This is a genomic window from Ensifer sp. GW101-20A05, from assembly GCF_059424735.1.
In genome coordinates this window covers 227,194-252,599 of sequence record NZ_JBWKZT010000006.1, presented here as the reverse complement: position 1 = coordinate 252,599, position 25,406 = coordinate 227,194, and the positions used below count along the sequence as shown (strand labels likewise).

The following is a 25,406-nucleotide window of genomic DNA, read 5'->3' as shown; positions in this document are numbered from 1 at the left end:
GCCTACATTCCCAGCTTGTCGATCATCGTTTGCGTGATCAGGCAGACGCCGTTCTCCGAACGCCGGAAACGCTTGGCATCGAGCTCCGGATCGTCACCGACAACGAGCCCCTCCGGGATCACGACACGGCTGTCGATGACCACGTTGCTCAAGAGCGCATGGCGACCGATCTTCACATCGGGAAGAACTACGGCATTCTCCAGACGGGAATATGAATTAACTCTGACGCCTGTGAATAACAGGCTGCGGTTGAGCGCAGCACCGGAGATGATGCAGTCGCCTGATATAAGCGACGACGTCGCCGAGCCGCGCCGGTTCTCGTCGTCATGCACGAATTTCGCCGGCGGCTTGATCTCGGCAAAAGTCCAGATCGGCCAGGTGCTGTCGTAGATGTCGAGCTCGGGCGTCACATGGGTCAGGTCGATATTGGCCTGCCAGTAGGCATCGATCGTGCCGACGTCGCGCCAATAGGCCTCGCGCTCGAAATCGGACCGCACGCAGGACTGAGCAAAGCGGTGGGCGACGGCTTTGCCGTTGTCGACGATGTAGGGAATGATGTCCTTGCCGAAGTCGCGGCTCGATTTCGGATCGGCGGCGTCGCGGCGCAGGAGATCCATCAGGAACTTCGTGTGGAAAACATAGATGCCCATCGAGGCAAGCGCCATGTCCGGATTGCCGGGGATTCCCGGCGGATCGGCCGGCTTCTCGACGAAGGCGATGATGCGGTCCTTGTCGTCGACATGCATGACGCCGAAGCCGGTCGCTTCCATGCGTGGCACTTCGAGGCAGCCGATGGTGACGTCGGCGCCGGAATCGACGTGCTGCTGCAGCATCAATTCGTAGTCCATCTTGTAAATATGGTCGCCGGCAAGGATCACCATGTACTCGACGCCGTGGTCCTCGATGATGTCAATGTTCTGATAGACGGCATCGGCGGTGCCCTCGTACCACTGCGTTTCGGAAACGCGTTGGCTGGCGGGCAGGATGTCGAAGCTTTCGTTTCGCTCGGGGCGGAAGAAGTTCCAGCCGCGCTGCAGGTGTCGGATCAGGGAATGCGCCTTGTACTGGGTGGCGACGCCGATGCGGCGGATACCGGAGTTCAGCGCATTCGATAGCGCGAAGTCGATGATGCGGGCCTTGCCGCCGAAATAGACCGCCGGCTTCGCCCGTCGGTCCGTCAGTTCTTTCAGACGACTGCCGCGACCGCCAGCGAGAACATAGGCCATGGCATCACGTGCCAGAGGTTGCGAACGCTTTTCCACCATTTGTCCTCCCCAATCATTGACTTCCGGGGTCGTCACGGCGGCTTTTGGCGACGCCTTGCGGCCCTCGAATTTTACAGTCTCGTTCCGCCTGCCGATTTCGGGGGGCGGACCGGATGAAGTTTACTCCTGCTCCAGCATCAGTGTCGCCAGCGGCGGCAGCGTGATGTTGGCCATGATCGCTCCCGTGGTGCTCTTCCCGGCATAGACGGCGCCGCCGTTGCCCTTGCCGCTTCCTCCGTAGATTTCCGCGTCAGAGTTGAGGATCTCCTTCCAGCGACCTTCAACCGGCAGCGGGATGGCGTAGCTCTCCCGGTACACGGGCGTGAAATTGGTGATGACGGCGACGAGTTTTTCACCGGGCGCCTTGCGCAGCCAGGCAAAGACCGAATTGTCGCGGTCGTCGGCAAGCAGCCACTCAAAGCCGTCGCCTTCGCAATCGCGGGCATGAAGGGCGGGCTTGGCGCGGTAGGTGCCGTTGAGGTCACGCACGAGGCGCCGCATGCCCTCGTGCAGGTGATATTCGAGCAGGTTCCAGTCGAGCGCGCGCTCCTCGGACCATTCGCGCCATTGCGCGAATTCCTGTCCCATGAACAGGAGCTTCTTGCCGGGATAGCCCCACATGAAGGCGTAATAGGCCCTGAGATTGGCGAACTTCTGCCAGTCGTCGCCGGCCATCTTGGCGATCAGCGATCCCTTGCCGTGCACGACTTCGTCATGGGACAGCGGCAAAACGAAGTTTTCGCTGAAGGCGTAGAGCAGGCCGAAGGTCAGGTCATTGTGGTGGAACTTGCGGTGCACCGGCTCGCGCGACAGATATTGCAGCGTGTCGTGCATGAAGCCCATGTTCCACTTGAAGCCGAAGCCGAGACCCCCGGCATGGACCGGATGCGATACATTCGGCCAGGAGGTCGATTCCTCGGCGATCGTCAGGATGCCCTTATGGGATCCGTAGATTTCCGTGTTCAGCGTCTGCAGGAAGCGAACAGCCTCGAGGTTCTCGTTGCCGCCATACTCGTTCGGCACCCACTCGCCGTGCTTGCGCGAGTAGTCGAGGTAGAGCATCGAGGCGACCGCATCGACGCGCAACCCGTCGACGTGGAACTTCTCCGCCCAATAGAGCGCGTTGTTGACGAGGAACGACAGGACTTCCTGGCGGCCGAAATTGTAGATTGCTGTGTTCCAGTCCGGGTGAAAGCCCTGGCGCGGGTCCTCGTGCTCGTAAAGTGCCGTGCCGTCGAACCAGCGCAGCCCGTGCTCGTCGGTCGGGAAATGTGCCGGCACCCAATCGAGGATGACGCCGATGCCCACCTTGTGGCAGCCGTTGACGAAACGGGCAAAACCTTCCGGCTCGCCGAAGCGGGCGGTGGGCGCATAGAGCCCGGTCGTCTGGTAGCCCCAGGACGGATCGAAGGGAAATTCGGAGATCGGCAGGAACTCGATATGGGTGAAGCCCATGTCGACGCAATAGGGAATCAGCCGGTCCGCCAGTTCGTCCCAGGAGAGCATCTCGCCATTGTCGCGGCGCTGCCAGGATCCGGCATGGACCTCGTAGATCGAGATCGGCTGGCGACGGGCATCGACCGTTGCCCAATGCTTGCGATGTGCCTCGTCGTCCCAGGTTTGCGCAATCTCCGGCGTCGTCACGGAAGCGGTGTTGGGGCGAAGCTCGGAGCGCCGGGCAAAAGGATCGGCTTTCAACGGCAGCCGCGTACCGTTGCGATCGAGGATCTCGTATTTATAGGCGAGGCCGCCTTCGACGCCGGGAATGAAGATTTCCCAGATGCCGGTGTCGGTGCGCAGCCGCATGACGTGTCGCCGGCCGTCCCAGTCGTTGAACTGGCCGACGACGGAAACGCGCTTGGCATTGGGTGCCCAGACGGCGAAGTGGTAGCCGTCGGCGCCGTCATGGTGGATCGGGTGCGCGCCCATCTTGTCAAAGAGCCGGAGGTGCGAACCTTCGCGGATGTAGTAGTCGTCCATCGGGCCGAGCACCGGACCGAAGCTATAGGGATCGACGACGATCCATTCGCCGCCCTCATTGCGGGCGCGGTAGCGCACCGGCTGGGGTTTCTTCAGCGACACGGACCCTTCGAAGAAACCGGCGTCGTCACGTCGCTCGAGCGTGCCGAGTTCCTTGCCGGCGAGCGTTTCCACCGTCACGGTCTCGGCATCGGGGATGAAGCAGCGGGCAAGGACGGCCTTGCCGGCGGGGTGCACGCCGAGGACTGCGAAGGGGTCTTCGTGCGTGCCCGAAAGAATGGCCGCGATATCCGGCGCTGACAGCAGACCTGAAGCTGCGGGTTCCGGGTCCTTGCCGGCCGAAGGCGTCATCCAGCTCTCCAGATTTCCCCGGCATATTGCCGGATGGTGCGATCGGATGAGAACCAGCCCATCCGTGCGGTGTTGCGGATCGCTTGCGCATACCAGTCGGACGGTGTCGTCCAGAGCTGGTCGATCTCGCGCTGCGCCTTGGCATAGGCCTCGAAATCGGCCGCAACCATGAACCAGTCGTGATTGTAGATGCCGTCGATAAGACCGGAGAAGCGGTTGCGGTCGTCCGGCGAGAAGACGCCGGAGGCGATCGCCTGCAGTGCCTGCGACAGCTCGCGCGATCCTTCGATGATGGCGCGCGGATTGTGGCCCTCGGCGCGGGCCTTCGTCACCTCTTCGGCGGTCATGCCGAAGATCTTGATGTTTTCCTCGCCGATCCAGTCGCGCATCTCGACATTGGCGCCGTCAAGCGTGCCGATCGTCAGCGCGCCGTTCAGCGCGAACTTCATGTTGCCAGTGCCGGACGCTTCCATGCCGGCGGTCGAGATCTGCTCGGAGAGGTCGGCGGCCGGAACCATGATCTCGGCGAGCGAGACGTTGTAGTTTGGCACGAAGACGATCTTCAGGAGGCCGCGCACCGCCGGGTCGTTGTTGACGACGCGAGCGACGTCGTTGGCGAGTTTGATGATCAGCTTGGCATTGTGATAGCTGGGCGCCGCCTTGCCGGCGAAGAGCTTGACGCGCGGGACCCAATCGAGCTCCGGATGCGAGCGGATCTGGTCGTAGAGCGCCACCGCCTCGATGATATTCAGAAGCTGGCGCTTGTATTCGTGGATGCGCTTGATCTGGATGTCGAACATCGCCGACGGATCGAGCCTGATGCCGAGCCGGCTCTGAACGAGCTGGGCGAGGCGGACCTTGTTGGCGCGCTTGACGGCGGCGAAATGCTCCTGGAAATCCGCCTTGTCCGCAAAGGCATCGAGTGCCTGCAGCGCCTCGGTATTGTCCATGAACTCGTCGCCGATCGCGTCGCGGATCAGGCCGAAAAGACCGGGATTGCACTGCATCAGCCAGCGGCGCGGGGTGATGCCGTTGGTCTTGTTGTTGATGCGATCGGGATAAAGCCCGTGCAGGTTGGCAAAGACCGTTTCCTTCATCAGCTCCGTATGCAGTGCCGAAACGCCATTGATCGAATGCGAACCGACGAAGGCAAGGTTGCCCATGCGCACGCGACGTTCGCCGCTCTCGTCGATTAGCGAGATGTTGCGGATCTCGTCGTCCGTTGCGCCCTTCTGCCGGCGAGCCTCGATCAGGATCTTGGCGTTGATCGCGTAGACGATCTGCATGTGGCGCGGCAGCAGCCGCTCGATGAGCGGCACCGGCCAGCTTTCGAGCGCCTCCGGCAGAAGCGTGTGGTTGGTGTAGGAGATCGTGCGGCGGGTGATGTCCCAGGCCTGCTCGAAATCGAGGCCGTGCAGATCCGTCAGGAGGCGCACCAGTTCGGCAACGGAGATGGCCGGGTGGGTGTCGTTCAACTGAATGGCGACGGCGTCCGGCAGCGAGGTGAAGTCCGGATATTGCTGCAGATGCCGGCGCAGGATGTCCTGCAGAGAGGCGGAGGAGAAGAAATATTCCTGGCGCAGCCGCAGTTCCTGGCCGGCAGGCGTCGCGTCGGCGGGGTAGAGAACGCGGGTCAGGCTTTCCGCCTTGTTGCTCTCCCGCAGCGCGCCGATGTGGTCGCCGGCGTTGAAGGCGGCAAGCAGGATCGGGTCGATCGGCTGCGCCGTCCAGAGGCGAAGCGTGTTGACACGCTTTGCCCGCCAGCCGACGGCGGGCGTATCGAAGGCCGTGGCGATGACGCGTTCGGCCGGCTTCCAGACGAAACGCTGGATTTCCTCATCGACATTGGCGGTTTCGACGATGCCGCCGAAGCCGATTTCGTAGGAGCTTTCGCGCCGCTCGAACTCCCAGGGATTGCCGTGGGCAAGCCAGGTTTCCGGCAGTTCCACCTGCCAGCCATCGGCCATCTGCTGGCGGAAGAGGCCGTGCATGTAGCGGATGCCGTAGCCATAGGCGGGCACGTCGACGGTCGCCATCGATTCCATGAAACAGGCGGCGAGACGGCCGAGACCGCCATTGCCGAGCGCCGCATCCGGCTCGAGTTCGGCAACGACATCGATATCGACACCGAGCGAAGCGAGCGCATCACGCATCTCGTCCATCAGGCCGATATTGGTCATGGCGTCGCGCATCAGGCGGCCGATGAGGAATTCGAGCGAGAGGTAGTAAACGCGCTTGGCACCGGTCGCATAGGTCTTGCGGGTGGAATCCATCCACTTGTCGGTGATGCGGTCGCGGGCGACCAGGATCGCGGCCGTCAGCCAGTCGTGCGGCTTGGCAACCTTCGGATCCTTGCCGATGCGATACTTCAGGCGTTCGAGGATTTCGACGGCGAGCTGGCCGGGTTCGGACGACCTCAGGGCGGGCTGCGGCACGTCGTTGGTGGAGAGCCTGTTCATCATGAAACTGTCTTTACCCTTTTGCGTTGGGAGGTCGCAGGCCGGACCCGACCGGGGATAAAGGCAATTTATGCATCGATCCGAAGCGCTTGCAACAGATGTTTTTAAATGGATTAGAACTGTCTCAAACGGTGGGAAGTCGTTGGTGGAGCAGGCCGGCGATACCGAAAGCAAATGCCGCCCGGCAGGACCGGGCGGCAAGAAGGGCACGGGTTTGGTGTTTTATTTCGTCAGGCGCGTAGCCATGGCCGAGGCTTTTTCACCGATCGCCTTGAAGGCTGCGATCAGATCGGCGGCTTCTTCCGCCTGGAAGTAATTCGCTTCGGTCGTAGCGCAGGCCTTGAGCAACGCCTTGCCGCGATCCGGCGCCATGAATGCGACGGTATAGACCTGAACTTTGTTCTTTCGTGCGGTGTCGCACCACGTCAGGGTTGTCGTGTCGTCGCTCGTGTTGTTGTTGTCGCCGTCGGTCATGAAGACGATGTACTTTGTGGGAACCTGGCCGTTCTTAGCCTTGTGGGCGTCATCCTCGGTCGTCGCGGCAACGCGGTTGTAGGCTGTCTTGAACGCGTTGCCCGATGCCGTGCCACCTGTTGCGACAAGGGCGTTCACATAAGTCGAGGTGCCGGTTGTACCCCATGCGAGGTTCCCTGCCGTGTCCTGCGCGGAATTGTAGGAGACGGCCGCCGTGCGGACATACAGAGTGTTCGGGTCGGCGGTGTTCAGCTGCTTGACCAAATCGCCGACAGCGCTTTTCAGCGCGTCGATCTTCGTCACGTAGCAGGGGTTGCTTGCCTTCAGGTTCGGATACTTGCTCCAGTTCGATTCCGTGTAGTTCGGGCACGACGTCTTGGTCGTGTCCTTGGTATTGGTCTTCCAGGCCATGGAGCCGGAGCGGTCGAGCACCAGATACATCGAGAGCGCATTCTTGCTCTCTGTCGCGCTTTCGGCGGTGGCACGGGTTTCGATGTTGATTGATGTCTTTCCGAGCAGGCGTGTCATCGCGTTGAACTGGAACGTCTGCTTGTTCAGGACCGTGACGTTGTAGGCCCTACCGGTAGGGCCATTGCTGCTTTCAATGATGTCGATGACCGGCTGGCCGGCCGTCGACGCTTCCGCCGAAGCGGTTTTGGCCAGCGATCCCGTGCCGCCTGGATCCTGCCCGCCAGGAACGTCGACGGCGGTGCCGCCCGACTGGTTCTTGAGGAAGGCCGCGGCTATTTCCTTTGCCTTCGCAATCGTCGGTGGATCCTTCGCAACCAGAGAAGAGGCCGCCGCAAGCGCTGCGGCATCCGCTGCATCCTGCATTTGGTTCTTGGCCGTCATCATGCCGGCCATATCTATGGCGACGCCGCCGGCTGCCAATATCAATGGCGCTGCGAGTGCGGCCATAATGCCGAAATTGCCACCCCGGTCCTTGAGCATCGCTACGAAGGACCGGCCTACAGTGTATCGTCTTCCCATCTTTGCACACCCCAAAGGAACACGTTGCAAGCTTGCGGGCATCAATAGCGTCGATGGCTTACGATTTCGTTCCGGCGATCGCTGCAATTTTAACGGAATGCAGGAAAACCAGTGCTTACAGCGGGTTCCGCGGCATATGCCGTGTATGAAAATGAGAATTGTGGTGTGTCAATTCGGGTCAGGGCACGGGAATGACGTCGACGGCCTGTTTCGTCGTCTGGCTGCCATAGCTCTTCAGGACCCCGATGACGGGCGCAACGTCGCCATAGTCGCGCCCGTGACCGACGACGATATGGTCGGTTCCTGCCGGAATATTGTTGGTCGGGTCGAGTTCGAGCCAGCCGCCTGTGGTACCGCACCAGATCCGCACCCAGGCGTGCATGGCGTCGGCACCCTCGAGGCGTTCCTTGCCGGGTGGAGGGATTGTCCGCAGGAAGCCGCTGACATAGCCGGCGGGGATGCCGAGGCTTCGCAGCGCCACGATCATTACATGGGCGAAATCCTGGCAGACGCCGCGCTTCAGTTTGAACGCCTCGCCCGGCGTCGTGTTCACCGTCGTGGCCTCGCCGTCATAGGTGAAATCGTGGTGGATGCGCTCGCAAACTGCCGCGGCGATCTGTCGGACCGTCATGGTGTCCGTGACGATTGCCCGCGCATAGGCGGCAATGTCAGGTGCTTCCGGCAGGAGCGGGCTTGGTCCCGTGAAGTGATGCGGTGCGTCGGCGTCGACGGACCAGCAAGCGGAGAGCTCGGCCGGCAGGCCGGCGAGGTCAGGCGAAAAATCCGCGGTCAAAAGCTGCGACTCTACTTGTACCCGCGCTTGCATGCGGATCGTCAGGTCGTCGTGAGAGGACCGAAACAGGATCGAGGTGAACGGGTTGGCGAAGAAGTCGATGCTTTCGGCGCGCTCGGCCGGCATTGGCTGGCAGCTCAGCGAACCGACGATGAGCCGTTGGCGACCGGGGAGCGTCGCCGGCATCACGCGCACGAGATGGCGCCCGCCGGAAACCGGTACTTCATAGTCATAGGTGATCTTCAGGCTGATATCGTAGAGCATGTCCGTCCCTTCGCCCGCTAGCCGAGATAGGTTCGCGCGAGCAGATCGGACAGGCTTTCGAGATCCCGCTCCAGGCGATTGTAGACACCCAGGTTCATCGCTTCCGGCGTCATCACCGCGAGGCCCGAATGCAGGCGCATCGCCTCGCGGTAGAAGGGTGACATCTGCCCGTTGACGAAGGCGTTCGGCAGCAGTTCCACCTCGGTCTTGATCTCGTTCAACTGGTAGAGCACCGAGCGCGGGTTGAGCGGGTCGAGCGCCAAAAGATCGGTCACGGTCAAGGCGGCGGTGCTGACATTGTAGCGCCGGCGGTGGGTCATGACGCTGTCGCCGATCTCGAGCAGCATGTCATAGGCGCCGTCGGGCGCATCCGGGCCCGACATATGGCCGAGCAGCCGCGTCATGTGAAGGCCGCGCTCCAGGTATCGGCCGATCGACAGAAAGCGCCACCCGGTGAAACGGTACATGTTTTCATGCACGAGACCGGCAAAGCCGGCGAGCTTGCGGAGCAGCACCGTCATCGCGCGGGTCGCATCGTCGCCGGCCTGCACCGTCGCGTGAAACTTGCGCGCCGTCTGCGACAGGTCGTTGAGCGCCAACCATCCGTCCGGGGAGAACCGGTCGCGGATGTTGCCGGCGCTGAAAAGGGCGCTGGAGATGTTGGCAAGCAGACTGTCGGGCACCGCCTGGCGCGTGTCGATGTCCAGCGCGCCGAGATAGTCGCTGACATCCCTCAGGAGCGGCAGGTCCGGATCGGCGGTTTCGGCGAAGCGGCCGTGCCAGGCGCGCAGGATGCGCAGCGCCCCTTCCGAACGCTCGATGTAGCGGCCGAGCCAGAAGAGATTGTCGGCTGCGCGGCTCGGCAGGCTTCCCGGCATGTTGCGGGTAAAGCTTTCCTCAGCCGGAAGCAGTGTCGTGCGTTCCACCGGCCGGTCGCTGACGATCCAGACGTCGGCGGCAGTGCCGCCTGCCTGCATGGCGATTGCCGCGACATCGTCGCCGGAGCCGATGCGGGCGAAACCGCCGGGCATGATCTGCCAGCCGTCACGGGTGCGTGCTGCAAAGACGCGCAGGCTCATGGGCCGTGGCGTCAGCCGGCCGCGAACCCAGGCGGGGGTGGTCGAGAGCGTGACGACCTCCTGGCCGACGAGATTGCCGCCCTCGGCGCCGAGCCAATCGGCGATCGAGGCGCGGGCTTTCTCGTCGAGCGTGGCGCCGAGCACCGACTGGCCGTTGTCATCGAAAAAGGGGCGCGTCGCATAGGCCGGGCCGATGACCATGCGATCGAGGTTGGCAGCGACCTGTTCGCGCTCGGCCGGCTGTCCGCACCACCAGGTGGCGATCGAGGGCAGCTTCTGCTCCTCGCCGAGCAAATGGTGGCAGATCGCCGGCAGGAAGGCGAGGAAGGCGCGTGTCTCGACGATGCCGGTGCCGAGCGCGTTGACGATCGAGACGGAGCCGGCGCGAAGCGCCTCGACGATGCCGGGTGTGCCGATATGCGAGGACTGGTTGAGCTCGAGGGGATCTGCAAAGGCCGCGTCAAGGCGGCGCCAGAGCACGCCCACCGGCTTGAGGCCGGCGACGGTTCGCACCATCACCCGGCCGCCCAGGACCGTCAGGTCTTCACCTTCAAGCAGCATGAAGCCCAGGTAGCGGGCGATATAGGCGTGTTCGAAATAGGTCTCGTTGGCGATGCCGGGCGAAAGCACGGCGATGCGGTCATCCGGATGCAGCTTGCGGCTCTGAAGCGCGTCTCGGAACTCACCGAAGAAGCCCGCCAGTCGGTGGACATGAGATTCCGCGTAGAGATTGGAAAAGGCGCGCGTGGTCGCGACCCGGTTCTCCAATGCGAAGCCGGCGCCGGAGGGCGCTTCCGTGCGGTCCGAAAGCACCCACCAATTGCCGTCGGGGCCGCGGCCGATCTCGAAGGATACGAAATGCAGGAAATGACCATCGGCCGGCTTCACGCCGACGAGCGGCCGCAGGAACTCCGGGTTTGAGGCGACCAGTGCCGGCGGCAGGAGACCCTCGCGCACCAGCCGGTTCTCGCCGTAGACATCGGCGACCACCTTCTCCAGGAGTTCGGCACGCTGCACGAGCCCTTGTGAAACCGTTGCCCATTCCTTCTCGTCTATCAGGACGGGGATATGCGACAGCGGCCAGTTCCGGTCAGAGGCCTCCTTGGCACCGTAGACACGGTAGAAGACGCCAGCATCGCGCAGGTAGCGGTCGGCGCGGGCGAAGCGGTTGGCAAGTTCCGTTTCGTCGAGCCGCCCCAGGGTCGCGAGTAGCCGCTGCCAGACGGGGCGGACATTGCCCTCCCGGTCGAGCATCTCGTCGGCGATATCAGGAAGGGCGCGGTAACCGAACACCGGATCGTCCTCGGTGCCCCGATGGCTCTCGGCGGCTGTTTGCTTTTTCGCCATTTACGCTCCTGGCGGACGCCTGAGATCAAGCGTCATCGGGAATTCCATCGACGGGCTTTCCGGGTGAAGCGGATATCCTCCTGGCGTATGACCCCAGGGCTCGAACCGCGACAGGCGCCGAGCCTCCGCCTCGTTGCCGTTGACCGGAAACGTGTCGTAGCTGCGCCCACCCGGATGGGCGACGTGGTAGATGCATCCGCCAATCGCCCGATTCGACCATGTATCATAGATATCGAATGTAAGGGGAGTGTTGACCGGCAGGACCGGGTGCAGGCCCGAGGCCGGCTGCCAGGCCTTGTAGCGGACGCCGGCAACAGCCGAGCCGTTGGAGCCGGTGCGCGTCAGCGGCACGGGCCGGCCGTTGCAGGCGACCGCGTAGCGCTCGGGGTTGGCGGTATCGAGCTTGACCTGGAGGCGCTCGACCGAGCTATCGACATAGCGCACTGTGCCGCCGATCGCGCCCTGTTCGCCCATCACGTGCCAGGGTTCGAGCGCCTGACGGATTTCGAGCCTGGCGTCCTGGTATTCGACCTCGCCGCAGAAGGGGAAACGGAACTCGAGCTGGGCCTCGAACCATTCGGGCTTCAAGTCGAAGCCGTGGGCGCGAAGATCGGCGAGCACTTCGAGAAAATCCTGCCAGACATGGTGCGGCAGCATGAAGCGATCATGCAGCGTCGTCCCCCAGCGCACGAAGCGGCCATCAACAGGGTGTTTCCAGAAGCGGGCGATGAGCGCGCGCACCAGCAGTTGCTGAGCAAGCGACATGCGGGCGTTCGGCGGCATCTCGAAGCCGCGGAACTCGACGAGGCCGAGACGCCCGGTCGGACCATCCGGCGAGAACAGCTTGTCGATGCAGATCTCGGCACGGTGGGTGTTGCCGGTGACATCGACGAGCAGATTGCGGAACAGCCGATCGATCAGCCAGGGCAGGGGTGGTGGGGTCGCCGAACCCGGCATCGGCACCTGGGCAAGCGCGATTTCAAGCTCATAGAGCTGATCGTGCCGGGCCTCGTCGATGCGCGGCGCCTGCGACGTCGGGCCGATGAACAGGCCGGAGAACAGATAGGAAAGCGACGGGTGGCGCTGCCAGTGCAGGACGACGCTCTTCAGAAGATCCGGACGACGCAGGAACGGGCTGTCATTGGGATTGGCGCCGCCCACGACCACATGGTTGCCGCCGCCGGTACCGGTGTGGCGCCCGTCGATCATGAACTTGTCGGCGCCAAGCCGGCTCCGCCGCGCCTCTTCGTAGACCGCCGTGGTGATGTCGACGCAATCCTGCCAGCTGGCAGCCGGATGGATGTTGACCTCGATCACGCCCGGATCCGGCGCAACGCGGATGACGTTGATGCGCTCGTCCTGAGGCGGCGCATAGCCCTCGATGTGCACGGGCAGTCCGATCGCGGCTGCAGCGCGTTCCGCGGACGCGATGAGGTCGAGATATTCCTCGACGCTGGCCATCGGCGGCATGAAGACGCAGAGCCTGCCGTCGCGCGGCTCGACGCTGATGGCGGTGCGCACCAGCCCGGCTATTTCGTCGCGTGGCTGTGCCTGCGGGCTTTCCGGTACTTCCGCGGCTTGAAAGCGGGAATGCTGCGGGCGGGCGCTGCTTTCGGCGAAATCAGGCAGATCGTTCCGGGGAACGGTCGGGTCGACCGGATGGATATAGGGATAGGCGGAGGGCGCGACATAGGGCAAGGCGCCGAGCGGCAGGCGATAACCGACGGGGCTGTCGCCGGGAACGAGGAAGATGCGGCCGCGGCGCGTCTGCCATTTCTCGCTCATCCACCGCACGCCAGTGGCACGCGCATTCCAGGCCTGCACAGGCAGCACGTAGCCGGTCGGTGCCGTCAGGCCGCGTTCGAAGACGCGGGCCATGCGGCTGCGCTCTTCGGGGTCCTTCAGCTTGGAATTGGAGGGATCGACGTTCTCGGGGAGGTTTGCCTCCTTCAGCAGCCAGTCGGCGGGATCTTCGAAGGCCGGTTGGACCATCTCGGTCGGCACGCTCAATTCGCCTGCCATCAGATGCAACAGACGTTCGGCGTCCTTCGCGGTGACGTCGTGGTGGCCTGCCTCCTCGGCGATGAGGTCGGGGCGGCGCCAGATCGGCACGCCGTCCTTGCGCCAGTAGAGCGAGAAGGTCCAGCGCGGCAGGCTTTCGCCGGGATACCACTTGCCCTGGCCATAGTGCAGGAAACCGCCGGGCGCGAAGCGTTCGCGCAGGCGGCGGATCAACGCGTCCGCCTTCTCGCGCTTGGTCGGGCCGACCGCGTCAGTGTTCCACTCCTCGGACTCGAAGTCGTCGATCGAAACGAAGGTCGGCTCGCCGCCCATCGTCAGCCGTATGTCGTTTTCCTGGAGCACGCGATCGACCTGTTCACCGAGCGCGTTCAAGGCTTCCCAGCTTTCGTCGGAGAACGGCTTGGTGATGCGCGGATGTTCCGCGACACGTGTCACCTTCATGTCGAAGGCGAAATCGGTTCGGGTGTCGGGATCGCCGAAGAAGCCGCCGGAGATCGGCGCGGCGTTGCGATAATGGGGCGTTGCGGCAAGCGGAATGTGGCTTTCGCCGGTCAAGAGGCCCGAGGTGGGGTCGAGCCCGACCCAGCCGGCGCCGGGCAGGTAGACCTCGGCCCAGGCATGCAGGTCGGTAAAGTCGTGGTCGGTGCCCGAGGGGCCGTCGAGCGCCTTGAGATCGGGCGTGAGCTGGATGAGATAGCCAGAGACGAAACGGGCGGCGAAGCCGAGATTGCGCAGGATCTGGACCAGCAGCCAGCTCGAATCGCGACAGGAACCGCGGGCCGACGTCAAGGTGTCCTCCGGCGTCTGGACCCCGGGCTCCATGCGGATGACGTAGCCGATCTCCTGCTGCAGGCGCGCATTGAGCCCGACCACCATATCGATCGTGCGTTGCCGCGCGCGGTCGACTGTCGCGAGGAAAGCGCCAAGCGCCGGCCCGACCGGTTCCGGCGTCATATAGATCTCAAGATCATCGCTGAGATCTGCAGGATAGGGGAAGGGCCAGTGTTCCGCCTCTTCTTCGACGAAAAAGTCGAAAGGATTGTAGACGGTCATGTCGGCGACGAGATCGACCTCGATCTTCAACTCGCTGACCGGATCGGGAAAGACGAAGCGGGCAAGGTAGTTGCCGTAGGGATCCTGCTGCAGGTTGACGAAATGATTGGCGGGCGAAACCTTCAGCGAGTGGCTGATGACCTTCGTCTTGGAATGAGCCGCAGGCTTCAGCCGGATGATCTGCGGCGACAGCCTTACGGGACGGTCATAGGTGTAGTGGGTCAGGTGATAGATACTGGCCTTGATCGACATGCCGAATTTGATCCCCTTCGTGGTAGGTCTTGCGCCCCCATCTCCGGGAAGTTTGTGCAATGCAAAGTAAGAAAGCAAGCGCGAAAGTGGCTGAGGAAAATCAAGGCGCTGCAGCGCTTTCGCACGCCCGTTCAGGCGTGCGAAAGACTGGCTCCATTGCGGTTAGACGAGCGGCGGGTTGATGCGTGCAAACCCTTCCTGGCGGTAATAGGGGAAGTAGGGATAGGCCGGCGTCGTCTTGCTCGCTTCATCGAGTCGGGCGATCTGTTCCGGCGACAGCGACCAGCCGACGGCACCAAGGTTCTGGCGGAGCTGCTCCTCGTTGCGGGCGCCGATGATGACGCTCGAAACGGTCGGGCGCCGCAGGAGCCAGTTGATGGCGATCTGCGGAACCGTCTTGCCGGTCTCCTCGGTCAACTGGTCGAGCACGTCGATGACATCGTAGAGCTTGTCGTCGTCGACGGGCGGGCCGTAAGCGGCCGTATCGTGCAAACGGCTTCCTTCCGGCCAGGGCTGGCCGCGGCGGATCTTGCCGGTGAGGCGGCCCCAGCCGAGCGGGCTCCAGACGAGCGCGCCGACGCCCTGGTCGGCGCCGAGCGGCATCAGTTCCCATTCGTAGTCGCGGCCGACGAGCGAATAGTAGACCTGGTGGGCGACATGGCGCACGAGGCCGTGCTTCTCCGAGACGGCCAGAGATTTCATCAACTGCCAGCCGGCGAAGTTGGAGGCGCCGATGTAGCGTAGCTTGCCGGCGGTAACGACGTTATCGAGAGTCGATAGCACCTCATCGACCGGCGTGCCGGCGTCGAAGGCGTGCAGTTGCAGGAGGTCGATGTAATCGGTGCCGAGCCGCTTGAGGGCGTCGTCGACGCCTTTGATCAGGCGCGCTCGCGACGTGCCGGCATCATTCGGCCCGTCGCCCATCGGCAGCGCGATCTTGGTCGAAATCAGCACGGCATCGCGCCGTCCCTTGATCGCGGCGCCGAGCACGCTCTCGGAGGCGCCGTCCGAGTAGACGTCGGCCGTGTCGAAGAGGTTGACGCCGGCTTCGAGCGAAATGTCGATCAGTCGTCGCGCTTCGGCTGCGTCGCTGTTGCCCCAGGCGCTGAAAAGCGGCCCCTTGCCGCCGAAGGTCCCAGCGCCGAAGCTCAGGGCCGGCACCTTCAGTCCCGATGATCCAAGCCGTCTGTATTCCATGTCTTCAATCTCCTCGTTGGCTTTGTTCGCGCGAGACACCGGCCGTCGATGCTCGCTTCAAGGAGAAGGTGGTGTTGGGGTCATTTGCGATGTAGACCTCATGAAGGAACATCATTTGTGAGTTGAAGTCACATGTCGCGCTTGACGATCAATCGTTCTGGGGAGATGGCGGTTTTTGCCAAGGTGGTGGAGCTTGGCGGCTTCTCGGCTGCGGCAAAAGTCTGCTGCATGACGCCCTCGGCTGTCAGCAAACTCGTCCAGCGACTGGAGGAAAGGCTTGGTGTCCGGCTCGTCAACCGGTCGACGCGGCGGCTGCAACTGACGGCGGAAGGCTGCGTCTTCTATGAGCGGGTCGTACGCATCCTCGCCGACATTGATGAAGCGGAGCGCTCGGCGGGCGCCGGCGAAACGCCGGAGGGCCGGGTGCGCCTCAATGTCAGCGCGTCCTATGCGACGCATGCGTTGATGCCGGTGCTGCCCGAATTCCTGGCGGCGTTTCCGTCGGTCTCCCTCGATATCCTGCAGACGGATGCCGTGGTCGACCTGATGGCGGAGCGGGTCGATATCGCCGTGCGCGCCGGACCGCTCAAGACATCGAGCCTGATCGCACGCAAGCTCGGCACCACATCGATGACGATCGTCGGTGCCCCATCCTATCTCGATCGTTTTGGCGTGCCTCAGACCATCGAGGATATCGAGGTGCACAACCGGCTGAGCCATAGCTACACACGGGCGTTCGATGGCTGGCCGTTGCTGTCGAATGAAGAGCAGATCGTTCTGCCGCCGACGGAACGGGTGCGGGTCAGCGATGGCGAGGGCTTGCGCCAGCTTGCGCTTGCGGGTGTGGGCCTTGCCCGGCTTCCGACCTTCACGGTCAGGGAAGATATCCAGGCCGGCCGGCTGCTGCCGCTGGTCGAGCATCTCAATCCCGGTGATATCGAGACTTTTCATGCCGTGTTTCTCGGCCAAGGCGGAGCCTTGCCGTCGCGTGTGCGGGTCGTGCTCGATTTTCTGGCTACGCGCGCGCGGATTTCGTCTTTGTGAAGTGGGAAAGGGTCGCCTCTGCCGGGTGGCCGCAGACGCGGTTGCGGCCTTCGGATTTGGCGCGATAGAGCTCCGTGTCGGCGCACTCGATCAGGTGCTTCCAGCCGCCGTTTGCGGTTCGGCCCTCCGCCACGCCGAAGCTGGCGGTGACCTTCAGTTGCTGTCCATCCGCAACGACGATCGGCTCGCGCGCAAGGTTGGCCCGGATCCGCTCCGCCAGCGCAAGGGCCGACTCGATGTTGTCGCCGGGCGTGATGACCGCGAACTCCTCGCCGCCGAAACGGGCGACGAGATCGGAGTTGCGCACGGAGTTGCGGATGACGCGGGCGATTTCCTTGATCACGATGTCGCCGACCAGATGGCCGTGGGTATCGTTGATCTGCTTGAAATGGTCGATGTCCATCAGGATCAGGCAGGCGTCCTGGCTGCTGTCGGCCGTGTCTTCCGCGCCGCCGATGAGCTCCAGCGCCCGGCGGTTGAGCAGGCCGGTCAGCTCATCGGTTTCAGCCTGATGTTCAAGGTGCTGCATCAACAGCGCGCGTTCGTCGAGGCGTTTGCGCAGCACGTCGATCGCGTCGAACAGGCGCCCCATCTCGCCTTCACCGCCCTTGCCCTGAAGGCGGGCGATCGGCCGGTCGTTGGCGAGCTCGATGATGCTGTGGCGTGCGATGAGCAGCGGTTCGAAGACCAGCGAGCGGGCGCGGCGCATCAAAACCAGCAAGACCAGGAACAGGGCGAAGGTCGCAAGGCTGGCGACCGCCAGCTTGACCGAGGCCCTCGTCTTGTTTGCCGCAAGCCGCGCGATGGTCGCATCCATGAAGGCACGGCGAAGATCCTCGAGCGGCTTCATCTTCGGGACGAAGCGGTCGGTCAATTGCTCGGCGGTCATTGGATAGGCGCCCGATTGTCTGCCGATGGCGACGATGCTGTCGATGATCGCAAATCCTTCGCCGAAGAATTCGCGGTCGATCCTGGCGAGATCTGCGATATTGGCCGGTTTCAGACCGGGAAGGGCGCCGGGCTTGCCGACGATGGACCAGATTTCCTGCAGCCTGCCGCGTGTGCGCTCGCTATCGGCGATGTTCTTTGCTTCGAGCGGCTGGCCGACAGCAACCGGGGCCATGACCTGCGAGCCGAGGCGACCGCCGTCCTCGCGCAGATTGGCGAGCATCTGTGCCGCAAGTGCGATGCCGGCAAGGTTCGCGTCGGTGTTGGTCAGGCGTTGGATGTTCCAGTCGATCGCCGGGCGAAGCGCGTCGATGACGCCGAACATTGCCTCGATCGTCGCCTGGATCTCCGTCAGGTCCCGCTGTTCGGGCGGAAGCGCGGCAATGCGGTCGATCTCGGCGCGCGCCAGCATCAGGCGGCGGCGAACTTCGACCAGAATGGGCGAGAGGGCGCCGGCAGGTTCGGTGCGGCTGGCACCGTCGATGTCCTCGGTGAGCTTGGCGAGCGCCGCGTCGCTGCGGGTACGAAACTCGGCAAGCCGGGCCTGGACCGGCGAACCGGGTGCCACGCCGATGCCGAGCACGCCATTGGACGGGCCGCGCTCGGCCGAGAGGTAGTTTGCAGCGTCGAGCACGCGGCAGAAGGCCATGACTTCGGTCAGGTTGCGGCGAGCGATGACGAAATCGCTATAGGAGGCAGCGATGATCTCGGTGGCGAGCACGCCGGTGCAGGCAACGACGATGGCGAGCAGCCATTGGAGCTTGCGGCGCAGCGCCTTCGCCGTGCGCGCTTCTGCAACGCCCGTTTCCGGGGGCGTATAGCTGCCGCCTTTGTTCTTCATTTACGCGAAGTTGCTCCACTCATGTCGCCGCTCATCGCTTGGGCTGTCGCGACAATTCTTGTCGTGTGACAAGAAACCCATCCGAAATCAGTGTGCTCGTTGCCCCTGTTATCGTATAAGGTGTTAAATAACCTTGAAATACCCTGAAATACTAGGGGTCGCGCCGCAACCGAGGGATGCGCGTGGTGCAGGGCAGCGGCTTGCATTCCGTCACCGCACAGCGCCCATCGGATAGAAAAGAGGCCCGCCTCCTGATGGGAGGCGGGCCCTGTCTCATGCGCGTGCTTGTCGGTTGACGCGACCGTTCAGCGCTTCGGCGCGACCAGCGCGAAAAGGGCACCTTGCGGGTCGAGCGCCTGGACGATCCAGGCGCCGCCGGGCACCTCCATCGGCTCGAGCACGACCTTGCCGCCACCGGCCTTGATACGCTCGATCGATGCGTCGAGCGCAGGCACGTTGATGTAGTAGAGCCAGTAGGGCGCGGGCACTTCCTTCGGCTTGGTCATCATCCCGCCGATCGGAGCGCCGCCATGGGCAAAGATCTGGTAGGTGCCCATCTCGCCCATGTCCATGCCCTGGTCCTTCGTCCAGCCGAAGAGCTCGGCGTAGAAGGGGAAGGCGGTGTCGAGGTCGCCGGACGCGAGTTCGTGCCAGCCGACGAGACCGGGCGACATCGGATCGGTGACCGGCGGCGGATCGCCCGTACCCTTGAAGATCGCGAACACGGCGCCGTGCGGGTCGGTGACGACGGCAAAGCGCCCAATGCCCGGGATATCATCCGGCGCCCGATGAACCTTGCCGCCCTTGGCGGCGATCTTGGCGGCGGTCGCATCGACATCGTCGACGCCGACATAACCGAGCCAGGCCGGGGGTACCTTCATTTCGAGCGCACCTTCCGGCATCGTCATCAATCCGGCAACCGGCAGCTCGCCGATATTGAACAGCGTGTAGCTCATGCCGGGCATGCCGGAATCGCGGGCATTCCAGCCGACGACGTCCTTATAGAAGGTCTCCGCCGCGGCCATGTCCGTCGTCATCAGTTCATACCAAACAAATTTGCCGTGATCTGCCATTGCCTTCCTCCAGTTTGCTTGGCGCGGCGCATTTCGTGCCGCTTGGTTGCATGTTCGAATGGGCCGACGTCGGAGCGGGTTGAAGCGGGACGCGGCCGGGAACCGGGCATCATCGCCGATCCCGCGGTCAATCCCGGCGCCGGTATTCCGCCGTCATCATGTCTTTCCAGCTTCCGTCCGGCGCCTGCACTTGCGCCGTCAGCAAGCGCCGGGAGTGATCGAGGAGCGTTATGACGTCCCGGTACCGCGCGGTTCTGCCGGGGTTTTCGAAATCCGGTCCATCGCAGTAGAGAGATAGGGATCTGCCTTCCGCATCCAGTTCGCCGTCATAGACCCACATATGGGTCAGCATGGAGCCGACCCAGGTACCGATGTAGCGTTTCGTCTCGGGATTGTAGCCGAGCGTCATGAGCGTTTCGCCGAAGCTGCCGCCCGGCATCGTTCCCTGACCTTCGCAGACGATCCAAAGGCCCTGGAGCGAGCGAACGTGTTCGGTCCAGGGGCCGCTCCCGTCGGCCTCGCCATCGGATCCGGTCGTGCGAACGTGCCAGTCGCCCAGCATTTGTTCGAGCCAGCGGTGCGCTTCTTCCGGTTCTGCTTTCACGGGATTTCCTTCTTGGTCCGGGCGCAGGTTATCGACCCGGCACGCGAGCGTTCTGGAAACGATTTCGCAGGCGAAAGGTTCCGCCCGCGAAGGACGAGGAGGTCAGCCTGCCTTGCGCCCGCGCTCCTTTTCGTACTCGTCGTGGCGGCGGACGAAGCTCATGGTGTGGTCTTCGTTGCGGCCCTTCGGCGCGCGGTCGAGCAGCATCAGCGTGCCGACCAGTTCCTCAAGACCGCGGGCATAGGACGAATAGGTGTGATAGATCGCGCCGTCCTCGCCTTTCTGGAAGGCGCTCAGTCCTGGCAGTTCCTCATGCGCGTTGGCGCTTTCGATCTCGGTGAAATTGTAGGCGACCTTGCCGCTTGCCAGTTCGTCAGGAGAAAAGGCGACGTGGTAATCATGGTTGAAGCCGTTGCCCTCCGCAGAGACCCAGGGGAAGTGCCAATCCATGCGCTTCCTGTAGGCTTCGATCTTCGCCAGCGGCGCATTCGATGCGGCGATCAGCGTCACGTCGTGGTGGTTGAGGTGTGGCAGCATGCCGGCGAAGTGGTCGACCAGGAAGGAGCAGCCGGGGCAGCCGGCCTCCCAGGTGGGGCCGAACATGAAATGGTAGACAATGAGCTGACTGCGACCGTCGAACAGTTCGGACAGCGACTTGCGCCCGATCACCGTGTTGAAAACGTAGGTCTTTTCCATTTTCACCCAGGGCAGAGCCAGCCGGGCGGCATTGACCTTGTCGCGTGCGTGGGTGTGTTCCTTTTCCAGCGCGAGCAGTGCTTTGCGCGCTTCCAACCACTCCTGAGGCGATACGACTGCGTGGTCCTGTCTCATGCCCGTTCCTCCTTCCAACGTTGCACTTGACTAATTACGTTGATATCAACATTAATCAGCCATGTCAAAGATGCCTTTAATTCCATTCGAGACCACCCTGCATGTGAAGGATACCTGCCTCTGCCTGCATGTGCAGCGTGCCGCGCGTGCCATAGCCCGCCGGTTCGATGAGGCGCTGCGGTCCCTCGATATCACCAACGGGCAGTTCTCCCTGCTGATGTCGCTCAATCGTCCGGCGCCTCCGAACATGGGATCGGTTGCGTCGCTGCTCGCCATGGACCGAACGACGCTGACTGCGGCGCTGAAGCCCTTGGAACGGCGGGGCCTGATCGAGATCTTTCCAGATCCGGAGGACCGAAGGTCGCGGCGGCTGCGACTGACGCAGGAGGGCGCAGCGCTGTTGGCGCGTGCCATACCCATCTGGAAGGCATTGCATGAGGCGCTCGATCCGGTGCTTGGCGAAGGTGGACCGGACCGCCTGCGCGCGGATCTCCTGACACTGGCTTGAACGGCGGTTGCTTAGAGCGCCGTGCGTTCAAGTGAACGCACAAAGGACGCTCTAGCACTTTGAATCTAGAGCATCTTTCCGCCTCCAGTGATTCCACTTGAGAGCGGGATGCTCTAGGGCGCGGGATCTTCCGGTGAGAATCGTTCCTTGAGGACTTCGATGATCTCCGCCATCAAGGCCGAGGCCTGTCGCAGGCGTCTTTCACCCAATTCGGCACCGAGCCTGTCGGCCCAGGCCGCCTGCCGCACTTTGATTTCGCGCAGCGCCGTTTCGCCGGCCGCCGTCAGGACCATGAGTTTTGCCCTTTGGTGGGTCGGATTGTCTCTGTAGGCGATCAGGCCTTCGGCTTCCAACAGGTCGGCGATGCGCTGCACGCCCTGGCGCGCGAGGCCGAGGGCGCGCGCGGCATCGGCGACCGACATGGGGGCGTGGTTTGCTGCTGCCAGTACCTGCCAGCGGGCGCTCGTCTGTCCGGAAGGTTTGGCAAGTGCGTCGCCGGCCTGCGTCAGCGGACCGGCAAGCCGCAACGCGGTTATCGCAAATTCCGCAAAGGCGTCGCCGGCGTGCGTGCGTTCAGGGTCTTTCATGTTGACAGTGCCACCCGTTGTGTGAAATTTTTTTGCATGACATTATGTTGTCATGCTGAGTTGGTTTCAGCAAGTCCTTTCAGCAAGGGAGAAGAGAGCATGGCGAAGAGGACTTACAAGGGCAACTACCATTGCGGCAAGGTGCGATAGGAGGCGGCTTTCGATCTCGATGCCGGGACGACCAAGTGCAATTGCTCCTTCTGTATCAATGTCGCCACCCTGGATGATGTCGATCGTGTCGGTGGATTATCTGGATGGCCGAAACGACCGATGGGATGAAAGACCTCTCTGACGGGCGCACCGAACAATTGCTTTCAGTTGACAACATATTGTCAATGTGGCAAACGAATTGCATAAGCTGTCATCTGACAGCGTGTTGTCAAATTGGTGGGCGGCAAAGTGGGGTCTGCCTGGGCCCGGAAAGCAGGAGTGACGGTTATGAAACTGACCTATAAGGGAAGCTGCCATTGCGGAAATATCCGCTATGAGGCCGATGTCGACCTCGATGCCGGCACCGGCAAGTGCAATTGCTCGATCTGCTGGAAGCGGCGCTATTGGGGGGCAATCGTAAAGCCCGACGGTTTCCGCTTGCAGTGTGACGAAGCCAACATCGCCGACTACCAGTTTAGCAGCAACAGCGTGCATCACCGTTTCTGCAAGATCTGTGGCGTCGCGGCCTTCGGCCACGGCTACATCGAGGAGATCGGCGGTGCCTATTATTCGGTCAACGTCGCCTGCCTCGACGATCTCGATCCGGCGGTGCTCGCCGACGCGCCGGTGCAATATATGGACGGACGCAACAACAACTGGTTCCACGCGCCGGCCGAGACGCGTCATCTCTGACGTCTGGAAATGGCGGCTGGTCACATCCGACGAAACTCGAGATTGTATGTGACCTCTTCTCCAGTCCGGGGGTCGATGGCTGGTGCGCCGTAGATCACCAGCCTGTCGCCTTCCACGTAGAACGGGCGGATCAGATCGGACATGCCCCAGGCCGGGTTCCAGCTCGCATCCAGCTGGTGGATTACCCGGCCATCCTCAAGCCTGTAGGATCCGGCATAGGCGAGCATCGAATCGAAGAGCGCCGCCTTTTCGTCGCTCGTCGGTACGGCGCCTTTCAATGCGGGGCGATCACGCCTCACCACGACGGCGCTGACGCGGCCATCGGGATAGTAGGAGAGGTAGCCGATAGGATCGGCCCCCATGGCATCGCTGGTTTCGCCGGTGGCGACAACCTTGCGTTTCCAGGAGAGCATCTTCCAGGTGCCGAGCAGTTCGGAAGCGTTCGCCATGACCCACCTGTTTTAATCTTAGGGTAGCCTAAAATAACAGATGCACGCGGCCGGGCAAAGAAGGCAGCGGTGCGGAACGGGCCAGAGCCTGACATCCGGCCAAAGAAAAAAAGGCCCCCGAACATCGGGAGCCTTCGGACTATCTCTGTTTTTTTTCGTCTCAGCGGTCGCCGAGGTCGCGCACTGCTCCGCGGTCGGCCGAGGTGGCGAATGCGGCATAGGCCTTGAGCGCCGTCGTCACCTTGCGCTTGCGCTGCTCGGCCGGCTTCCAGCCCTTGGCGTCCTGCTCGGCGCGGCGGCTCGCAAGCTCCGCCTCGTCGACGCGCAGGCTGATCGTGCGGTTCGGGATGTCGATGTCGATCATGTCGCCTTCGCGCACGAGACCGATCGTGCCGCCATTGGCCGCTTCTGGAGAAACGTGGCCGATCGAGAGGCCGGAGGTGCCGCCGGAGAAGCGGCCGTCGGTGATCAGCGCGCAAGCTTTGCCGAGTCCCTTCGACTTCAGGTAGCTCGTCGGATAGAGCATTTCCTGCATGCCCGGGCCGCCCTTCGGGCCTTCATAGCGGATGACGACCACGTCGCCGGCCTTGATCTCGTTGCCGAGGATCGCCTTGACCGATGCATCCTGGCTTTCGAACACGCGGGCCGGGCCGGAGAACTTCAGGATGCTCTCGTCGACGCCGGCGGTCTTCACGATGCAGCCGTCGATGGCGATGTTGCCCTTAAGCACAGCGAGGCCGCCGTCCTTGGAGAAGGGGTGTTCGACCGAGCGGATGACGCCCTTTTCGCGGTCGGTGTCGAGCTCGTCCCAGCGCGACTCCTGGCTGAAGGCAACTTGCGTCGGGATGCCGCCCGGCGCCGCGCGGAAGAAGTTGCGCACCGTTTCGCTCGATGTGCGAGTGATGTCCCATCGGTCGATGGCGTCGCCGATCGTGGCGCTGTGGACGGTCGGGCAATCGCGGTTGATGAGGCCGCCTTTCTCGAGTTCGCCGAGGATCGACATGATACCGCCGGCGCGGTGCACGTCTTCCATGTGCACGTCGCTTTTCGCAGGCGCCACCTTTGACAGGCACGGAACCTTGCGCGACAGCCGGTCGATGTCGGCCATGGTGAAATCGACTTCACCCTCATGGGCGGCGGCGAGAATGTGCAGCACGGTGTTGGTCGAACCGCCCATGGCGATGTCGAGCGCCATGGCGTTTTCGAAAGCCTGCTTGGAGGCGACGTTGCGCGGCAGGACGCTTTCGTCCTCCTGCTCGTAGTAGCGGCGGGCAATATCGACGACCAGATGGCCGGCCTCGACGAACAGGCGCTTGCGGTCGGCGTGGGTCGCGAGCGTCGAGCCGTTGCCGGGCAGCGACAGGCCGAGGGCCTCGGTCAGACAGTTCATCGAATTGGCGGTGAACATGCCGGAGCAGGAACCGCAGGTCGGGCAGGCGGAGCGCTCGATGACCTTGACGTCCTCGTCGGAAACATTGTCGTCGGCGGCGGCGACCATGGCGTCGACCAGATCGAGCGCATGCGTCTTGCCGTGCAGCACGACCTTGCCGGCTTCCATCGGGCCGCCGGAGACGAAGACGGCGGGGATATTGAGGCGGAGCGCCGCCATCAGCATGCCGGGCGTGATCTTGTCGCAGTTCGAGATGCAGACCATGGCGTCGGCGCAGTGGGCATTGACCATGTACTCGACCGAGTCGGCGATGATCTCGCGCGACGGCAGCGAATAGAGCATGCCGTCATGGCCCATGGCGATGCCGTCGTCGACGGCGATGGTGTTGAATTCCTTGGCGACGCCGCCGGCCGCCTCGATCTCGCGGGCGACGAGCTGGCCGAGATCCTTGAGATGCACGTGGCCCGGCACGAACTGGGTGAACGAATTCACCACTGCAATAATCGGCTTGCCAAAATCGCTGTCCTTCATGCCCGTCGCGCGCCAGAGGCCGCGGGCACCGGCCATGTTACGGCCATGGGTGGTGGTACGTGAGCGATAGGCAGGCATGGGCATGTTCCTTCACGGACAGGGCATTGCGCGAAATATGGCGATCCTTATCGCCACAGAAGGGGCTACCTAGCGCAAAATTGCGTGCTCGTCATCTTTTACGTCAGATTATTTCGACGCCGCGCGCCTGCATTTCGCGGTGTTTTCAGTCCC

At 63.0% G+C, this 25,406-nt stretch carries 18 protein-coding genes; 3 read left to right on the top strand and 15 right to left on the bottom strand.

Annotated features, from left to right (window positions below; all coding sequences use genetic code 11):
- Nucleotides 1-2: 2 nt before the first annotated feature.
- The 8 genes from glgC to AC070A_RS17620 form a co-directional block, all read right to left on the bottom strand.
- Nucleotides 3-1,265 carry a glucose-1-phosphate adenylyltransferase gene (glgC, locus tag AC070A_RS17655; protein WP_057254598.1) on the bottom strand — a complete coding sequence of 421 codons (1,263 nt, stop codon included), beginning with the start codon at nucleotides 1,263-1,265 and terminating at the stop codon, nucleotides 3-5.
- 120 nt (nucleotides 1,266-1,385) lie between these two features.
- The gene (glgB, locus tag AC070A_RS17650) at nucleotides 1,386-3,596 is read right to left on the bottom strand and encodes a 1,4-alpha-glucan branching protein GlgB (protein WP_058325246.1); all 2,211 of its coding nucleotides are present in this window, start codon (nucleotides 3,594-3,596) and stop codon (nucleotides 1,386-1,388) included.
- Complete coding sequence (locus tag AC070A_RS17645; protein WP_112996754.1) at nucleotides 3,593-6,058, bottom strand: glycogen/starch/alpha-glucan phosphorylase; 2,466 nt, start codon at nucleotides 6,056-6,058, stop codon at nucleotides 3,593-3,595. Before AC070A_RS17645 ends, glgB begins: the two co-directional genes overlap by 4 nt.
- 219 nt (nucleotides 6,059-6,277) lie before the next feature.
- Nucleotides 6,278-7,519: a vWA domain-containing protein gene (locus tag AC070A_RS17640; RefSeq protein WP_058326677.1), complete on the bottom strand. Its 1,242-nt coding sequence runs from the start codon at nucleotides 7,517-7,519 to the stop codon at nucleotides 6,278-6,280.
- A 178-nt stretch (nucleotides 7,520-7,697) separates the two neighbouring features.
- Entirely contained in the window at nucleotides 7,698-8,576 is an 879-nt protein-coding gene (locus AC070A_RS17635) for a transglutaminase family protein (protein WP_093233532.1), read from the bottom strand.
- Nucleotides 8,577-8,593: 17 nt separating this feature from the next.
- On the bottom strand, nucleotides 8,594-11,002 hold the full coding sequence (locus tag AC070A_RS17630) for a circularly permuted type 2 ATP-grasp protein (RefSeq protein ID WP_112996753.1): 2,409 nt from the start codon (nucleotides 11,000-11,002) through the stop codon (nucleotides 8,594-8,596).
- Nucleotides 11,003-14,329 (bottom strand): transglutaminase family protein, encoded by a 3,327-nt coding sequence (locus AC070A_RS17625; protein WP_112996752.1) that lies wholly within the window; start codon nucleotides 14,327-14,329, stop codon nucleotides 11,003-11,005. It lies immediately after the preceding gene.
- 162 nt (nucleotides 14,330-14,491) lie between these two features.
- A complete protein-coding gene (locus tag AC070A_RS17620; protein WP_113737099.1) occupies nucleotides 14,492-15,526 on the bottom strand; it encodes an aldo/keto reductase in 1,035 nt (344 codons plus the stop codon).
- Between the two features lie 132 nt (nucleotides 15,527-15,658).
- Here AC070A_RS17620 and AC070A_RS17615 point away from each other — a divergent pair, with 132 nt between their 5' ends.
- A complete protein-coding gene (locus tag AC070A_RS17615) occupies nucleotides 15,659-16,570 on the top strand; it encodes a LysR family transcriptional regulator (protein WP_113737100.1) in 912 nt (303 codons plus the stop codon).
- Here the strand turns inward: AC070A_RS17615 and AC070A_RS17610 are convergent.
- The 4 genes from AC070A_RS17610 to AC070A_RS17595 all read right to left on the bottom strand — a co-directional run bounded on the left by AC070A_RS17610 (nucleotide 16,542) and on the right by AC070A_RS17595 (nucleotide 20,867).
- Nucleotides 16,542-18,359 (bottom strand): GGDEF domain-containing protein, encoded by a 1,818-nt coding sequence (locus AC070A_RS17610; RefSeq protein ID WP_113737101.1) that lies wholly within the window; start codon nucleotides 18,357-18,359, stop codon nucleotides 16,542-16,544. The two genes, AC070A_RS17615 and AC070A_RS17610, sit on opposite strands and share 29 nt — an antisense overlap.
- 305 nt (nucleotides 18,360-18,664) lie before the next feature.
- A complete protein-coding gene (locus AC070A_RS17605; RefSeq protein WP_110880153.1) occupies nucleotides 18,665-19,432 on the bottom strand; it encodes a VOC family protein in 768 nt (255 codons plus the stop codon).
- Nucleotides 19,433-19,559: 127 nt separating this feature from the next.
- Nucleotides 19,560-20,036, bottom strand: coding sequence for a DUF1579 domain-containing protein (locus AC070A_RS17600; RefSeq protein ID WP_057254608.1), 477 nt, complete (start codon nucleotides 20,034-20,036; stop codon nucleotides 19,560-19,562).
- Between the two features lie 102 nt (nucleotides 20,037-20,138).
- Complete coding sequence (locus tag AC070A_RS17595; protein ID WP_113737102.1) at nucleotides 20,139-20,867, bottom strand: DUF899 domain-containing protein; 729 nt, start codon at nucleotides 20,865-20,867, stop codon at nucleotides 20,139-20,141.
- Between the two features lie 61 nt (nucleotides 20,868-20,928).
- Here AC070A_RS17595 and AC070A_RS17590 point away from each other — a divergent pair, with 61 nt between their 5' ends.
- Nucleotides 20,929-21,375: a MarR family winged helix-turn-helix transcriptional regulator gene (locus AC070A_RS17590; protein ID WP_093233523.1), complete on the top strand. Its 447-nt coding sequence runs from the start codon at nucleotides 20,929-20,931 to the stop codon at nucleotides 21,373-21,375.
- 113 nt (nucleotides 21,376-21,488) lie between these two features.
- On the opposite strand, the gene AC070A_RS17585 is transcribed toward AC070A_RS17590, so the two are convergent.
- A complete protein-coding gene (locus AC070A_RS17585; protein WP_112996748.1) occupies nucleotides 21,489-21,962 on the bottom strand; it encodes a MarR family winged helix-turn-helix transcriptional regulator in 474 nt (157 codons plus the stop codon).
- A gap of 438 nt (nucleotides 21,963-22,400) precedes the next feature.
- Here AC070A_RS17585 and AC070A_RS17580 point away from each other — a divergent pair, with 438 nt between their 5' ends.
- Nucleotides 22,401-22,805 (top strand): GFA family protein, encoded by a 405-nt coding sequence (locus AC070A_RS17580; protein WP_057254613.1) that lies wholly within the window; start codon nucleotides 22,401-22,403, stop codon nucleotides 22,803-22,805.
- Between the two features lie 20 nt (nucleotides 22,806-22,825).
- Here AC070A_RS17580 and AC070A_RS17575 read toward each other — a convergent pair whose 3' ends face one another.
- Together AC070A_RS17575 and ilvD are read right to left on the bottom strand one after the other, a co-directional pair.
- A complete protein-coding gene (locus tag AC070A_RS17575; protein WP_057254614.1) occupies nucleotides 22,826-23,254 on the bottom strand; it encodes a lipocalin-like domain-containing protein in 429 nt (142 codons plus the stop codon).
- A gap of 160 nt (nucleotides 23,255-23,414) precedes the next feature.
- Nucleotides 23,415-25,253: a dihydroxy-acid dehydratase gene (gene ilvD / locus AC070A_RS17570; protein WP_057254615.1), complete on the bottom strand. Its 1,839-nt coding sequence runs from the start codon at nucleotides 25,251-25,253 to the stop codon at nucleotides 23,415-23,417.
- Nucleotides 25,254-25,406 lie beyond the last annotated feature (153 nt).

What these genes read in the sequence shown, in the direction of transcription:
- ilvD (WP_057254615.1), bottom strand. Translation starts at nt 25,253, where the DNA reads ATGCCTGCCTATCGCTCACGTACCACCACCCATGGCCGTAACATGGCC.
- glgB (WP_058325246.1), bottom strand. Translation starts at nt 3,596, where the DNA reads ATGACGCCTTCGGCCGGCAAGGACCCGGAACCCGCAGCTTCAGGTCTG.
- AC070A_RS17625 (WP_112996752.1), bottom strand. Translation starts at nt 14,329, where the DNA reads ATGTCGATCAAGGCCAGTATCTATCACCTGACCCACTACACCTATGAC.
- AC070A_RS17630 (WP_112996753.1), bottom strand. Translation starts at nt 11,002, where the DNA reads ATGGCGAAAAAGCAAACAGCCGCCGAGAGCCATCGGGGCACCGAGGAC.
- AC070A_RS17635 (WP_093233532.1), bottom strand. Translation starts at nt 8,576, where the DNA reads ATGCTCTACGATATCAGCCTGAAGATCACCTATGACTATGAAGTACCG.
- AC070A_RS17640 (WP_058326677.1), bottom strand. Translation starts at nt 7,519, where the DNA reads ATGGGAAGACGATACACTGTAGGCCGGTCCTTCGTAGCGATGCTCAAG.
- AC070A_RS17645 (WP_112996754.1), bottom strand. Translation starts at nt 6,058, where the DNA reads ATGATGAACAGGCTCTCCACCAACGACGTGCCGCAGCCCGCCCTGAGG.
- AC070A_RS17605 (WP_110880153.1), bottom strand. Translation starts at nt 19,432, where the DNA reads ATGGCAGATCACGGCAAATTTGTTTGGTATGAACTGATGACGACGGAC.
- AC070A_RS17615 (WP_113737100.1), top strand. Translation starts at nt 15,659, where the DNA reads ATGTCGCGCTTGACGATCAATCGTTCTGGGGAGATGGCGGTTTTTGCC.
- AC070A_RS17595 (WP_113737102.1), bottom strand. Translation starts at nt 20,867, where the DNA reads ATGAGACAGGACCACGCAGTCGTATCGCCTCAGGAGTGGTTGGAAGCG.
- AC070A_RS17585 (WP_112996748.1), bottom strand. Translation starts at nt 21,962, where the DNA reads ATGAAAGACCCTGAACGCACGCACGCCGGCGACGCCTTTGCGGAATTT.
- AC070A_RS17580 (WP_057254613.1), top strand. Translation starts at nt 22,401, where the DNA reads ATGAAACTGACCTATAAGGGAAGCTGCCATTGCGGAAATATCCGCTAT.
- AC070A_RS17575 (WP_057254614.1), bottom strand. Translation starts at nt 23,254, where the DNA reads ATGGCGAACGCTTCCGAACTGCTCGGCACCTGGAAGATGCTCTCCTGG.
- AC070A_RS17610 (WP_113737101.1), bottom strand. Translation starts at nt 18,359, where the DNA reads ATGAAGAACAAAGGCGGCAGCTATACGCCCCCGGAAACGGGCGTTGCA.
- AC070A_RS17590 (WP_093233523.1), top strand. Translation starts at nt 20,929, where the DNA reads ATGTCAAAGATGCCTTTAATTCCATTCGAGACCACCCTGCATGTGAAG.
- AC070A_RS17620 (WP_113737099.1), bottom strand. Translation starts at nt 15,526, where the DNA reads ATGGAATACAGACGGCTTGGATCATCGGGACTGAAGGTGCCGGCCCTG.
- glgC (WP_057254598.1), bottom strand. Translation starts at nt 1,265, where the DNA reads ATGGTGGAAAAGCGTTCGCAACCTCTGGCACGTGATGCCATGGCCTAT.